Genomic DNA, 14,440 nt, shown 5'->3' on the forward strand with positions numbered 1-14,440 from the left:
GGATAAGGCCGGCAGATTACAGCGCCAGCACCCTTCTGACCGGGGCAAAGCTGCGGCGATGATGTTCAGTCGCACCCAACGCGGCCAGCCGCTCCAGATGGAAAGCGGTTGGGTAGCCTTTATGCTGCGCAAAGCCGTAGTCCGGGAATTCCCGATCCAACTCGGTCATTTCGCGGTCACGCGTGACCTTCGCCAGAATGGACGCGGCGCTGATTTCTGCCACGCGGCTATCGCCCTTCACCACCGCCTGCGAACGCATCGGTAGTTTCGGACAACGGTTACCGTCAATCAATACCATGTCCGGCGCGATATGCAATCCGGCAACCGCTCGCTGCATCGCCAGCATGGTTGCATGCAGAATGTTCAGTTGGTCAATCTCGTCCGGCTCAGCACGTCCCAGACTCCAGGAGAGTGCCTTCTCGACGATTTCGTCATACAGCGCCAGGCGACGCTTTTCACTGAGTTTTTTCGAGTCCGCCAGCCCAACTATCGGTCGCGCAGGATCGAGGATCACTGCGGCGGTCACTACCGCCCCGACCAAAGGGCCACGGCCGACTTCGTCCACGCCGGCAATCAGCGTGGCAACAGGATAAATGAAGGGTTCAATCATGCTAATGCCTGCTCCAACACAGCCTGAGCGGCCTGTTCATCGGCACCACAACGGATGCTTTGGTGCAAGGTTAGGAAAGTCTGTTTCAGTTCGTTGGTTTGCGGGCTGCCTTCCAGCAACGGCATGACCGATGCCGCCAGCTTGTCCGGTACGCAGTCGTGCTGCAACAGTTCGGTGACGATCTCACGACCGGCCAACAGGTTGGGCAGCGAGACATAGGGGGTCTTCACCAATCGCTGCGCTATCCAGAAGGTAAACGGCTTCATGCGGTAACCCACCACCATCGGGCATTTAGCCAGCATGCACTCCAGTGCCGCAGTCCCAGAGGCCAGTAAAGCTGCGTCGCTGGCGATCATCGCCTCACGGCCCTGGCCATTGAGCAAATGGACCCTTAACTCAGGTGCCACTTCCGCCTTGATGCGCTCGAACTGCTCACGTCGCTTGGCGTTAACCAACGGCACCACCAGTTCCAGCTCCGGATAACGGGTGCGCAGCAACTGGGCCGTCTTCAGGAAGTCAGCGCTAAGCATCTCGACTTCAGCACCGCGGCTGCCCGGCAACAGGGCCAGACAACGCGCATCAGGGGCAATGCCCAGTTTAGCGCGCGCAGCCAGTTTGTCCGGTTGCAGCGGCATGGCGTCGGCCATGGTGTGGCCGATAAACCGACAGGGAACGTTGAAACGATCGTAAAACGCTTTTTCGAAAGGGAGAAACGCCAACACCAGATCGGTGGCTTTGCCTATTTTGAAAACACGCTTTTGACGCCAGGCCCAAACGGACGGGCTGACATAGTGAATAGTGCGGATGCCGCGCTGTTTCAGGCGACCTTCCAGGGTGATATTGAAGTCCGGCGCGTCGATACCCACAAACACGTCAGGCGCGAGTTCGCTGAACCGGCGGGTAAGGTCCTTACGGATCTTTAACAGGCGTGGCAGGCGCTCAAGCACCTCGACCACGCCCATTACCGCCAGTTCTTCCATTTCGTACCAGGTTTCGCAGCCTTCAGCCTGCATCAGCGGGCCGGCGACGCCAACAAAACGCGCGTCTGGAATCTGCGCCTTGAGCGCGCGAATTAAACCGGCGCCAAGAATGTCACCGGAAGTCTCTCCGGCGACCAATCCGATGGTCAATGGGCGATTTTGCATAGGTCAGCGAATAATTCCGCGGGTAGAACGAACAAAGAAATCAAGGAACTGCTGCACCACAGGCTGCTCTTTCGCCAGGGTTTCGATTTCTGTTTTCGCTTCATCCAGCGTTTTCTCACTGCGATAAAGAATTTTGTAGGCGTTACGGATAGCCTGCATTTCATCTTTATCAAAACCACGACGCTTCAGGCCAACGGCGTTAACACCAAATGGCGTGGCGTGGTTACCCTGCGCAATGACAAAAGGAGGCACGTCCTGGGCAACGCCGGAACAACCGCCAACCATCACGTGAGTCCCGATAATGCAGAACTGATGAATAGCCGTCATACCACCGATAATGGCATGATCGTCAATTTCCACATGACCGGCCAGCGTGGCGTTGTTTGCCAGGATACAGGAGTTACCCACTACACAGTCGTGCGCGACATGCACGTTAACCATCAGCAGGTTGTCATTACCTACTTTGGTCAAACCAGTGCCCTGCGCTGTACCACGATGAATGGTGACGCTTTCGCGGATACGATTGCGATCGCCAATCTCGACACGCGTCGGTTCGCCCGCGTATTTCAGATCCTGATTCACTTCGCCAATAGAAGCGAACTGATAGATCTGGTTATCGCGGCCGATTTTGGTCAAGCCATTCACCACAATATGGGACTTCAGTACCGTGCCTTCGCCGATTTCCACCTGGGAGCCGACGTAGCAGAAGGGACCGATGTGCACACCAGCGCCGATAACGGCGCCTTCTTCAATAATCGCGCTAGGATGGATAAAGGCGGTTTTGTCGATCACGGATTAAGACTCCCGGCTGCGCGCACACATCATGGTTGCTTCGCAGACAATTTTGCCGTCGACGGTAGCCACGCCTTTAAAGCGCGTCAAACCACGACGAGTTTTCTCAAAGGTGACTTCCATGATCATTTGATCACCAGGCACTACCGGGCGTTTGAAGCGAGCTTCATCAATACCGGCAAAGTAATACAACTCGCCCGGCTCCAGTTTGCCGACGCTTTTAAACGCCAGAATACCGGTGGCCTGCGCCATGGCTTCCAGAATCAATACGCCTGGGAAAATCGGCTTACCAGGGAAGTGCCCCTGGAAAAACGGCTCATTTACAGATACGTTCTTCACCGCACGCAGGAATTTGTGCTCCTCAAACTCGAGGACGCGATCGACCAGCAAGAACGGGTAACGGTGAGGAAGCAACTCTAAAATTTCTGCAATATCCAGAGTATGAGTGTCAGTAGTCAAAATACTCTTCCTGTCTCTAAAAACTGATGGCATCAACAACACGGCCTGCGCTGCCCCCAATAAGGAGGAAGTCATGCAGGCCGCAAATTAACAACTCTTTGCGCTTTTGGTCTCATGACCAACGCGTTTCGTTTTGTACCCAGCGAGGCGGGCGGTAGTGATTAGTCTTTTCCGACTTTTCGTTCGACAGCTTTTAAGCGCTTGCTAATCTCATCGATATTCATCACCAACGCAGCGGTTTTACGCCAAACTTTGTTGGGTTGTAACGGAATGCCCGAAGAGTATACCCCAGGTTCGGTGATTGGTCGCATAACCATTCCCATTCCGGTGACAACAACCTTGTCGGCGATCTCCATGTGACCGTTGATCACGCTGGCTCCGCCGATCTGGCAATAGCGGCCGATTTTCAGGCTGCCCGCCATGATAACACCGCCAGCAACGGCAGTATTGTCGCCAATCACCACGTTATGTGCAATCTGGCATTGGTTGTCGATGATAACACCATTCCCGATCAGGGTGTTATCCAGCGCGCCGCGGTCAATGGTGGTACAAGCGCCAATCTCGACGCGATCGCCGATAATTACCGTGCCCAGTTGAGGGATTTTAATCCACTCGCCGCGTTCGTTGGCATAGCCGAAACCATCAGCACCAATAACAGTACCTGATTGGATCAGGCAGCGTTGACCGATCTCGACTTCATGATAAATCGTGACGTTCGCCCATAGACGTGTACCCGCGCCAATGCGCGCACGTTTGCCGATAAAGCAGCCAGGGCCGATAACCACGTTATCGCCAAGCACTGCGCCCGACTCGATCACCGCATTGGCACCAATGGCAACATGCTGACCCAGAGAGGCTTCAGGTGAGATAACCGCGCTTGGAGCGATATCCTGGGCAGGGGACGGCGTGGTATCCATCAGTTGCGCCATGCGCGCGTAAGTCAGGTAAGGGTTTTTAACCACCAGCGCCGCAGAACGGCAGTGTGGTAAATCCGCCTCGGTAAGCACCACTGCGCTTGCCTGGCAGGAAGCCAGCTGCTCTTGATAGCGGCTGTTTGACAAAAACGTGATTTGGCCAGCCTGTGCCGAATGCATAGAAGCAATGCCGGTGATGACGAGATCGCCATCACCGTGCAATTGTGCATCCAACTGCTGCGCTAAATCAGCCAGTCGAATAGAAGGCATGTTGTTATTTAACCTGTTTCAGCACGTCAGCAGTAATGTCTTTAGAAGAACCTGCGTAGGCAACGGCGTTAGCATCGATCACTACGTCATAGCCTTCTTTGCTGGCAACAGATTTCACAGCGTCCTGAATACGGCTCAGGATTTTGTTACGCTCTTCCATCTGGCGACGACGGTTGTCCTGCTCAAAAGCCTGGGCTTTCTGAGAGAACTGCTCGCGCTGTGCCATCACGTCTTTTTCAAGCTTGCTGCGATCGCTGGCTTTCATGGTAGCGCCATCACGCTGCAGACGTTGCATTTTGGTCTGAAGGCTACGCTCCATGTTCTGAAGCTCACCCGCACGGCCTTTGAACTCGTTTTCCAGCTGTTTAGCTACAGTTTCACGAGCCGGCAACTGTTGGAAAATGCTGGAGACGTTAACTACAGCGATCTTATCTGCTGCCTGAACGCCAGCTGAAGCAGCCATTGCTAAACCGAGGCCTGCGGCACACAACCACTTTTTCACTATAAACTCCTTACCATCACCCATTTGTGTCATATGACACTTGAAGTACACAATCTGCCAGACTTATCCCGTAAAACAATGAGAATCATCTCTCTGTGCTCTGACGGGCGCCTGGCATTTGCGATTCTTAATAACTGCTATGCCCAGAAGCCGGACCCGTTACCAGGTCTTGCCAATGTTAAACTGGAACTGCTCGGACTTGTCGCCTTCATATTTCTTGATCGGGTTGGCATAGGAGAACACCAACGGACCCAAAGGTGACATCCACTGCAAGGCGATACCGGCAGAAACGCGGATGTTGCTCGCCTTACTGTAGTCCGGAATATCGTACATGCTGGTCTGCGCAGTATTCTGCCAGTTGGTATCCCATACCGTACCCGCATCCATAAACAAGGAAGTACGCACTGAATTGGCGTATTTCTCGCTGATAAATGGCGTTGGCGTGATCAGCTCCATACTGGCGACGGCCATGGCGTTACCGCCCACCGCATCGTCCGAACTACAAACTTCCTGAGGAGTATTTGTACCCGGCTTATTCTGACAAGAATACGAATTGGAGTTGTAGTACGCGGCTTTTGGACCAATGGTATTGGAACCGAAACCACGCACGGTGCTGGAACCACCGGCGTAGAAGTTCTCGTAGAACGGCATTTCTTTGCCGCCCAGACCATCTGCATAACCCAGACGGCCACGCCCCAACAACACCCAGGTGCGATCGTCGTTGATCGGAACGTATTGCACGCTGTCCAGCGTCAGCTTGTAGTATTCGTTATCCGAACCCGGAATGGTGACTTTACCATTGAGCGTAGTGCGGTTACCCGAGGTTGGGAAATAACCCCGGTCAAGGTTGTTGTAGGTCCAACCCAGGTTCAGCGTGAAGTCATCGGCAGAATAGCTGGCCCGATCGGTCTTGTTCGGATCCAGACCCATCGAGTCCAGATAACGCCACATGGCAACCTGCGGCTGCATGTTGGACAAGCCGTTATGCACGTAACCCAGACCGGTACGCAACGAGTTGTTTTCGTTGATCGGGAAGCCCAGGGTGCCATCGATACCGTAACTCTTGTTGGTATAGTCGGACAGGTCCGCGTCATCGGCTTTAAAGTCGTTGTAGAAGATGCGCCCCCCCAAACTCACACCGTCAACGGTGAAGTACGGGTTGGTTACCGACAGCTCGGTGTAAGTCTGGTAATCGTTCTTGGTACCGCTGATACCGACGGAATAGCCGGTCCCCAGCCAGTTGTCCTGCTGAACGCCTGCCTGGAAGCTCACACCGCTCTCGGTGCCGTAGCCGACGCCGAAGTTGAAGGTACCGGTGTTACGCTCTTTCACCTTGTAGGTAACATCAACCTGATCCGCAGTGCCTGGCACACGCTGGGTTTCCACATCTACCGTTTCAAAATAGCCCAAACGATTCAGACGTTCTTTGCCCTGCTCTACCTGAGCATTGCCCAGCCACGCACCTTCCATCTGACGCATTTCACGGCGCAGTACGGAATCTTTGCTGGTGTCGTTACCTTCAAACTTGATGCGACGCACATAGAAACGGTTGCCCGCATCAATATTCACGTGCAGCTTCACGGTTTTATCCGCGTCGTTGATTTCAGGTTGCGTAGCAACACGCGGGTAAGCGTAACCATAACGGCCCAACATCGTTTTGATGTTGTCTTCCATTTTGGTCACTTTACTGCCGTTATAAAGCTCACCTGGCTCAATCTTGGTCAACTGGGCAACTTCCGCCGAGTGGCCGGCCAGATTACCGTTCACCACCACGTCGGTGAGCTTGTATTGCTCGCCTTCAGTGATATTGATGGTGATGTAGATGCCTTTTTTATCCGGCGTCAGGCTGACCTGAGTCGAATCAATATTAAAGCGTGCGTAGCCGCGGTCCAGATAGAAACTGCGCAGGGTTTCAAGGTCACCCGCCAGCTTTTGCTTCTGATATTTGCGATCGCCAACCACGTTCCACCACGGCACTTCATCACGCAGTTGGAAGCGTGAAATCAGTTCATCATTGGTGAAGGCATGATTGCCGACAATGTTGATTTGTTGAATCTTGGCAGAAACCCCTTCCGTGAACACCAGCTTCAGGTCAACACGGTTACGCGGCAATGGCGTGACCACGGCTTTCACCGAGGCACTGTATTTACCGACGCTGTAGTAGAAGTCTTCCAGCCCTTTTTCAATGCTGGATATCGTGGTGCGGTCAAGCGCTTCGCCAACCCGGACGCCAGAGGCTTCCAGGTTTTGCTTGAGCATGTCATCTTTCACCGACTTGTTGCCGGAGAAAGTGATGCTGGCAATGGTAGGGCGTTCCTTAACCTGAACAATCAGCGTATTACCATCGCGCAGCACGCGAACGTCCTCGAAGTTGCCAGTGGCAAACAAGGCACGGATGGTATTACTGATATCATCGTCAGTGACGGTATCGCCTACGCGAACCGGCATGTTGAGTAACGCCGCACCGACGGCGACTCGCTGCAGGCCTTCGAAATGAATATCCTTCACTACGAACCCGTCTGCACCGTATACGGTGGCGCTGCCAAACAGCAGCGACGCTATGAGCAACTTTTTCATCGCCATCGTTGTTATGCGTTCTTCCTAACCTATCCCCGCCCCTAAAGACGAGAAAAATCATTGAAAAGTGCAAGACCCATTAAAAGCACCAACACGATCGAACCTATGCGGTAACTGTAGTCCTGTACTCGCTCGGAAACCGGCCCACCCTTCAGCTTTTCTATCGCCAGGAAGAGGAGATGCCCACCATCTAACACCGGTAATGGGAACAGGTTGATGATACCCAGGTTGACACTGATCAACGCCAGGAACATCAGATAATACACAAACCCGACCCCAGCTGACGCTCCTGCTCCCTGTGCAATCGAAATCGGGCCACTCAGGTTGTCCAGCTTTACATCACCGGTTATTAATTTACCCAGCATTTTGACCGTAAGGCTCATAAGCTGCCAGGTCTTGTCCCCGGCCTGATACAGCGCCGGGAAAGGTCCATACTGGCGAATCGTCTTATACTCATCCGGCAGCGGCAACACTTTCGGAATGATGCCGGCAAAACCCACCGACTTGTCTTTTCCCACCGGCTTTGTATCCGGTATCAGCGTCAAAGACAAGGGGGCGCCGTTTCTTTCGATCTCTAAAGCCAGCGGTTGCCCTGGACCGTTGTGTATCCGTTTCACCAACGTTTGCCAACGACCCAATAGCTGACCATCGACTTTAACGATCCTGTCCCCCGCTTGTAAACCCGCCTTTTGCGCTGCCGACCCCGGCTGCACTTCGGCAAGGACAGATTCTATCTGTGGGCCACGTGGAATGATACCCAACGCCACCACGGGATCCTGTTTGTCCGGCTCAAAATTCCACTGGCGCAAATCCAGGGTTTTGGTCACCACACTGGAAGAACCAAACGGCGCGATACCCACCTCGGTTTCTGCGTCGCCAATCTTCGCCGCCAGCGCCAAACGAACTGATTCCCAATCAGGCGTTTCGATGCCATCTACGGACTTAAGTTCCATTCCAGGCGAAATTTCAGCGTGGGCTGCAATCGATTGAGGAGCGATTTCACCGATTACCGGGCGGAAACTGGGCACGCCGATAATGAATACCAGCCAGTAAGCAAGGATAGCAAACAGGAAATTGGCGATAGGACCGGCACTGATGATAGCGGCACGCTGCCAAACGGTTTTGTTGTTAAACGCCTGATGACGGAGTTCCGGCGCGACCGAATCAACCCGCTCATCGAGCATCTTCACGTAGCCGCCAAGCGGGATCAGGGCAATAACATACTCCGTCCCCTGACGGTCGGTACGACGCCATAAGGCACGGCCAAAACCGATGGAGAAGCGTTCCACACGGACGCCGCAGCGACGGGCGACCCAAAAGTGTCCGAACTCGTGCACGGTGATCAATACACCGAGCGCAACAAGAAATGCGACTAAGTTCCAGAGCACGCTAACCATAATCCCTTCACTCCCCGCCATTGACGGATTAAAACACTAACAGCATCAGGCAGGCAAATACAGGCACTGCTGCGGTCAGGCTATCGATACGATCCAGTATACCGCCATGACCCGGTATCAAATGACCGCTGTCTTTGATACCCGCTTCGCGTTTGAACATGCTCTCGGTAAGATCGCCCAGCACGGAAGCCAGCACGGCAATCACCGAACAAATCAGTAAGGTTGTCGGCACCACATTGAGCGGGGCATAACGGCCAAACAGCCAGGATATCAGGGCCGAAGTAATCAGGCCACCGACCAGCCCTTCCCAGGTTTTCCCCGGAGAAACTTTGGGTGCCAGCTTATGCTTGCCGAACAGTTTGCCGAACATGTAGGCACCGGAATCCGCGCCCCAAACCAGCAACATCACATACAGCAGCCACCAGGCGCCGGTGAAGTGGTTTTGTTCATAGCCGAACTGACGCAGCGATAGCATACCCCAGAAGAACGGCACTATGGTCAGCAGACCGAAAACCAGACGTATCGGGCGTGAGTTACGCCACAGTGCAGCCGAGCCGGGATAGGACAATACCAGTAACAGCGCCACCAGCCACCAGACCATTGACAGCCACAGCGACCCGCCTACCTGAAGCAAATGGACCGACTGATGATAGGCCGGAATACTTAGCATCATCAACGCCAGCAGGAAGCCGCACAATATCGCCAACCAGATACGCTGCGAGCGGGAGGTAAATCCGGCCAGTTGGCCCCACTCCCAGGCCGCTAACATGCACACCACGAGTGTTACCAGGGCAAAGCCCACTGGCGGCAGCAAAAACAGCGCCGCGATAACAATCGGAATTAATAACAGAGCAGTTATGAGGCGATACTTCAGCAAAAGTTCCCCCTAGGACGCATTGGCGCCGATAGGTGTTGTTCCCCCGAAGCGACGCTCGCGTTGTGCAAATGCATTCAGCGCACCTTCAAAGACAAGTTCATCAAAATCAGGCCAGAGTACATCAGTAAAGTAAAGTTCGGCATAAGCAATTTGCCACAGCAAGAAGTTACTGATGCGATGTTCACCACCGGTACGGATCACCAAATCCACCGGCGACAGATCGCTCATGCAGATCCGCTCACCCAGTAACTCCTCGCTAATTTGATCCGGACGCAGCGAACCGCCCTTCACCAGCTCAGCCAGTTCCCTTACTCCCTGAATAATATCCCAACGGCCGCCGTAGTTGGCAGCAATGTTGAGCGTCAGGCCATCGTTATTTTCTGTCAGTTGCTCGGAGCGACGGATCCGCTCCTGCAAACGCGCGCTGAAACGGCTGATGTCGCCGATCACTCGCAGTCTGACGTTATGTTTATGCAGGCTTTTTACTTCACTGTCCAAGGCGCGGACGAAAAGCTCCATCAAAGCGGAGACTTCCTGCACCGGACGATTCCAGTTCTCGCTGCTGAAGGCATAAAGCGTGAGCGCATCTAAATGGTTGTTGGCGGCAAAACTGACCGCACGACGCACCGATTTCACCCCTGCTTTATGACCGAAGACACGTAACTTACCCTGACGTTTAGCCCAGCGCCCGTTGCCGTCCATAATAATGGCGACATGTCGTGGCCCCAGAGTGGACAGATTAGCCTCTTGTTGATTTGCGGACGACATAACTCGTACTTATTTCCTCAATAGAAATACAACTGCCCTTCCGGAACATCAGGCCCTTACGCGCAAAAAAAGCCGTGTGCCCGACACGGCTTTTCAGTCTGCCTTGCGACAGCCGGTAATCTGCGCTGCGCTATCGGCATTCGAGATGTCAATCAGGCCATAATTCAACGGTATAACCGCTGAAAGGTGGCGCAGACTATACCACCTCAGCAAGGCCTGAACAAACGGCCCCACTGCAGCACGCGTAATTTGCGAACAAAATAGGATAATTGCCGGTATCAGTTATACAGTGATTTAACCAATCCAACCGCAACCTCGCGCGCCTGGCGATCTATTTCTAAGACCGCATCAATGCAGGACGGTTCCTGCAGTGACAGCCGTTCGAGTACTTTTTGGTTCACTGCCGCAATATCGGTAAAGCGAATCTGCTCCTGCAGGAAAGCCGCCACGGCCACTTCGTTTGCCGCATTCAGTGCGGTAGTCGCCGCCTGACCGGCATCAAAGGCCTCAATAGCCAGATACAGGCAGGGATAGCGCTCCCGTTCAGGTTCGGCAAAGGTCAGCGAGCCGATGCGGCAGAAATCCAGCGCTTCCACACCGGAATTAACCCGCTGTGGATAAGCCATCGCATGGGCGATTGGCGTGCGCATATCCGGCGTGCCCAACTGGGCCAGTACGCTGCCATCGGTGTAACGAACCATCGAGTGGATCACCGACTGCGGATGCAGAATCACTTCCATTTGTTCAGCCGAGGCGTTAAACAGCCAGCGGGCCTCAATATATTCCAGTCCTTTGTTCATCATGGTGGCGGAGTCCACCGAGATCTTGCGCCCCATTGACCAATTGGGATGGGCACAAGCCTGATCCGGCGTCATCGTGGCGAACTGCTCCAACGGCGTAGTACGGAACGGGCCGCCGGAACCGGTAAGCACAATGCGCGATACACCATGACTCTCTAATGAAGAGTATCCCAACTGACGCTGAATGCTCTCAGGCAAACTCTGAAAAATGGCGTTATGTTCGCTGTCGAGCGGCAGTAACTGCGTCTTGCTCTGTTGCACCGCGTCCATAAAAAGACGCCCGCAGGTGACCAGCGACTCTTTGTTCGCCAGCAGCACCTGCTTGCCGGCACGAATCGCCGCCAGCGTTGGCAGCAGTCCGGCAGCGCCCACAATGGCTGCCGTGACCTGGTCGACGTCGTCCAATGCCGCCAGTTCACAGGCCGCCTGCTCGCCCGTCATCACCTCGGTGGCAACACCGTTTTCAGCCAGCAGAGTACGCAGTTCACGCGCAGCGCCTTCGTCCGCCATCGCGGCGTAGGCCGGGCGAAACTCGATGCACTGTTGCGCCATGACCGCTACATTGCGGCCGGCCACCAGCGCTTTAATCGCAAAACGGTCGGGATTTTCCCTGACCACGGCCAGGGTACTGGTCCCCACTGAGCCGGTGGAACCAAGAATAGTCAGTTGCTTCATGAGCTCACTCTGAATAACTGTCTGATGAGATCGGAGGTGCTCCAGTGTGTAACCTTGGCCACCACTTGTCCATGATCAATCAGTACGATGAAACGGGATCTGCGCCACAAAAAACAAAGCGCCGCCCAGGCGACGCTTTGTTATGCGCGGTGCTGATTAGAAATCCATCAGCTCTTTTTCTTTTTCCGCCAGAGCGGCATCCAGAAGTTTGATATAGGCATCGGTCATTTTCTGAACATCGTCCTGTGAACGACGATCTTCATCTTCGCTGATTTCTTTGTCTTTCAGCAGCGCTTTAACTTTGTCGTTTGCATCACGGCGCACGTTACGAACCGCCACACGGCCCTGCTCTGCTTCGTTACGCACTACCTTGATCAGGTCTTTACGACGCTCTTCCGTCAGCGGAGGCAGGGGAACGCGGATCACGCTGCCAGCCGAGCTTGGGTTCAGGCCGAGATCTGAGGCCATAATGGCTTTTTCTACCGCTGAACCCAGGGAGCGATCAAACAGGTTGATGGCCAGAGTACGGGAGTCTTCAACGGTCACGCTAGCCAACTGACGCAGCGGCGTGGCCGAACCATAGTATTCCACCATGATGCCGTCCAGGATGCTTGGAGAAGCACGGCCGGTACGGATTTTACTGATTTGGTTTTTGAATGCTTCTACGCTTTTTTCCATGCGTGAATCAGCATCTTTTCTGATTTCATTAATCACGTTGCGAACCCTTGAAAGCTGGATACTTGGCAGGCCATACCACAGTATAGCCCGTGAATTTTACTCAAGGGAAGCGCGCTCCGCCTGGCGTTACCCGCTCCCGCTAAATTTGTCAGACCAGCCTTATTTGCTGATCAGCGTGCCTTCGTTTTCACCCATCACTACCCGGCGCAGCGCACCCGGCTTGTTCATGTTGAATACGCGGATTGGCAGACCGTGATCGCGAGCCAGCGTAAATGCCGCCAGATCCATCACTTTCAGCTCACGTTCCAGCACGTCCTGATAGGTTATATGTTCGTACAGTGTGGCATCCGGATTTTTAACCGGGTCAGCGGAGTATACACCATCCACTTTAGTCGCTTTCAATACCACATCCGCTTCAATCTCAATCCCGCGCAGGCACGCCGCAGAATCGGTAGTGAAGAACGGGTTGCCGGTACCGGCGGAGAAGATCACCACGCGATTATTACGCAGCAGGCTGATCGCCTCGGCCCAGCTGTAGTTGTCGCACACGCCGTTCAACGGAATGGCCGACATCAGGCGAGCGTTCACATAGGCACGGTGCAGTGCATCACGCATAGCCAGGCCGTTCATCACGGTAGCCAGCATTCCCATGTGGTCGCCCACTACGCGGTTCATGCCGGCCTGTGCCAGGCCCGCGCCGCGGAACAGGTTACCGCCGCCAATAACTACACCGACCTGAATTCCCAGTTCGACCAGCTCTTTCACTTCCTGAGCCATGCGATCCAAAACGCTAGCGTCGATACCAAAACCTTCTGCACCTTGCAGGGCTTCGCCACTCAGTTTAAGCAGAATACGCTGATATACGGGTTTTGCATTGGTTGCCATGGTGATCTGTCCTAAGAAGCAGTATTAGTATTGGGGATTTCAGCCGATGAAACGCGCCTGTGCTTTGTATCATGCCACAGGGCTTGCCACCGGTGTAATTCTGGCTGGATAAAATGGAACCGCCAGACGGCGGCCCCATTAACAGTCATTAAGACTGCTTGCTCATTGCTGCAACTTCAGCAGCAAAGTCATTTTCAACTTTAGCGATGCCTTCGCCCACTTCGAAGCGGATGAAGTTAACCACGTCAGCGTTGTGCTCTTTCAGCACCTGGCCAACGGTTTTGCTTGGTTCGATAACGAAAGGCTGACCGGTCAGGGAAACTTCGCCGGTGAATTTCTTCATGCGGCCTTCAACCATTTTCTCAGCGATTTCTTTCGGCTTGCCAGACTGCATGGCGATGTCCAGCTGAACCTGGTACTCTTTTTCTACCACTTCAGCAGACACGTCTTCAGGCTTAACGAATTCAGGCTTGCTTGCCGCAACGTGCATGGCAATTTGCTTAACCAGCTCTTCGTCAGCACCGGTAGCCGCGATCAGAACGCCGATACGCGCACCGTGCAGGTAGCTACCCAGCACTTCGCCTTCCAGGGAAGCAACGCGACGGATGTTGATGTTCTCACCGATTTTTGCAACCAGCGCTACACGTTCTTCTTCGAACTGTGCTTTCAACACTTCAACGTCAGTGATTTTGCCGGCAAAAGCAGCATCCAGCACTTTGTCAGCAAATGCCTGGAAGCCAGCATCTTTAGCTACGAAGTCAGTCTGGCAGTTAACTTCCAGGATCAGACCGTAGTTGCCTTCAATCTTGGTTTTGATCACGCCGTCAGCAGCTACGTTGCCTGCTTTTTTAGCCGCTTTGATCGCACCAGATTTACGCATGTTTTCGATTGCCAGCTCGATGTCGCCGTTAGACTCAACCAGCGCTTTTTTACAATCCATCATGCCAGCGCCAGTACGCTCGCGCAGTTCTTTTACCAGAGCAGCGGTAATATCAGCCATTTCTTTTTCCTCGGTTATCTCACGTGGAGACAGTTCTCATTCAGATAAGCAAAGGGGGCCTATAAAGGCCCCCCTAACCAACATATTCAAT

General features: G+C 53.9%; 14 protein-coding genes. All 14 read right to left on the reverse strand.

What is annotated here, in order from left to right:
- Positions 1-16: 16 nt before the first annotated feature.
- Positions 17-610, reverse strand: a complete 594-nt coding sequence (gene rnhB / locus ACUTQ5_RS14915) for a ribonuclease HII (RefSeq protein ID WP_012146481.1) — start codon at positions 608-610, stop codon at positions 17-19.
- Entirely contained in the window at positions 607-1,755 is a 1,149-nt protein-coding gene (gene lpxB / locus ACUTQ5_RS14920) for a lipid-A-disaccharide synthase (RefSeq protein ID WP_445651895.1), read from the reverse strand. Before lpxB ends, rnhB begins: the two co-directional genes overlap by 4 nt.
- 3 nt (positions 1,756-1,758) lie before the next feature.
- Entirely contained in the window at positions 1,759-2,547 is a 789-nt protein-coding gene (gene lpxA, locus ACUTQ5_RS14925) for an acyl-ACP--UDP-N-acetylglucosamine O-acyltransferase (protein ID WP_445651896.1), read from the reverse strand.
- Between the two features lie 3 nt (positions 2,548-2,550).
- Positions 2,551-3,006: a 3-hydroxyacyl-ACP dehydratase FabZ gene (fabZ, locus tag ACUTQ5_RS14930; protein ID WP_006327526.1), complete on the reverse strand. Its 456-nt coding sequence runs from the start codon at positions 3,004-3,006 to the stop codon at positions 2,551-2,553.
- 161 nt (positions 3,007-3,167) lie between these two features.
- Entirely contained in the window at positions 3,168-4,190 is a 1,023-nt protein-coding gene (gene lpxD, locus ACUTQ5_RS14935; RefSeq protein ID WP_445651897.1) for a UDP-3-O-(3-hydroxymyristoyl)glucosamine N-acyltransferase, read from the reverse strand.
- A gap of 4 nt (positions 4,191-4,194) precedes the next feature.
- Entirely contained in the window at positions 4,195-4,692 is a 498-nt protein-coding gene (gene skp / locus ACUTQ5_RS14940) for a molecular chaperone Skp (RefSeq protein ID WP_020828357.1), read from the reverse strand.
- Positions 4,693-4,851: 159 nt separating this feature from the next.
- Positions 4,852-7,275, reverse strand: a complete 2,424-nt coding sequence (bamA, locus tag ACUTQ5_RS14945) for an outer membrane protein assembly factor BamA (RefSeq protein WP_445651898.1) — start codon at positions 7,273-7,275, stop codon at positions 4,852-4,854.
- 35 nt (positions 7,276-7,310) lie between these two features.
- Positions 7,311-8,666, reverse strand: a complete 1,356-nt coding sequence (gene rseP / locus ACUTQ5_RS14950) for a sigma E protease regulator RseP (RefSeq protein WP_445651899.1) — start codon at positions 8,664-8,666, stop codon at positions 7,311-7,313.
- Positions 8,667-8,694: 28 nt separating this feature from the next.
- The gene (cdsA, locus tag ACUTQ5_RS14955) at positions 8,695-9,543 is read right to left on the reverse strand and encodes a phosphatidate cytidylyltransferase (RefSeq protein WP_445651900.1); all 849 of its coding nucleotides are present in this window, start codon (positions 9,541-9,543) and stop codon (positions 8,695-8,697) included.
- Positions 9,544-9,552: 9 nt separating this feature from the next.
- On the reverse strand, positions 9,553-10,311 hold the full coding sequence (gene ispU / locus ACUTQ5_RS14960) for a (2E,6E)-farnesyl-diphosphate-specific ditrans,polycis-undecaprenyl-diphosphate synthase (RefSeq protein WP_445651901.1): 759 nt from the start codon (positions 10,309-10,311) through the stop codon (positions 9,553-9,555).
- Positions 10,312-10,589: 278 nt separating this feature from the next.
- Complete coding sequence (gene ispC / locus ACUTQ5_RS14965) at positions 10,590-11,786, reverse strand: 1-deoxy-D-xylulose-5-phosphate reductoisomerase (protein WP_445651902.1); 1,197 nt, start codon at positions 11,784-11,786, stop codon at positions 10,590-10,592.
- 156 nt (positions 11,787-11,942) lie between these two features.
- Positions 11,943-12,500 carry a ribosome recycling factor gene (gene frr, locus ACUTQ5_RS14970; protein WP_445651903.1) on the reverse strand — a complete coding sequence of 186 codons (558 nt, stop codon included), beginning with the start codon at positions 12,498-12,500 and terminating at the stop codon, positions 11,943-11,945.
- Positions 12,501-12,623: 123 nt separating this feature from the next.
- Entirely contained in the window at positions 12,624-13,349 is a 726-nt protein-coding gene (gene pyrH / locus ACUTQ5_RS14975) for a UMP kinase (RefSeq protein WP_004952223.1), read from the reverse strand.
- A 148-nt stretch (positions 13,350-13,497) separates the two neighbouring features.
- On the reverse strand, positions 13,498-14,349 hold the full coding sequence (gene tsf / locus ACUTQ5_RS14980; RefSeq protein WP_012146493.1) for a translation elongation factor Ts: 852 nt from the start codon (positions 14,347-14,349) through the stop codon (positions 13,498-13,500).
- Positions 14,350-14,440 lie beyond the last annotated feature (91 nt).

Source organism: Serratia sp. NA_112.1 (assembly GCF_052691715.1).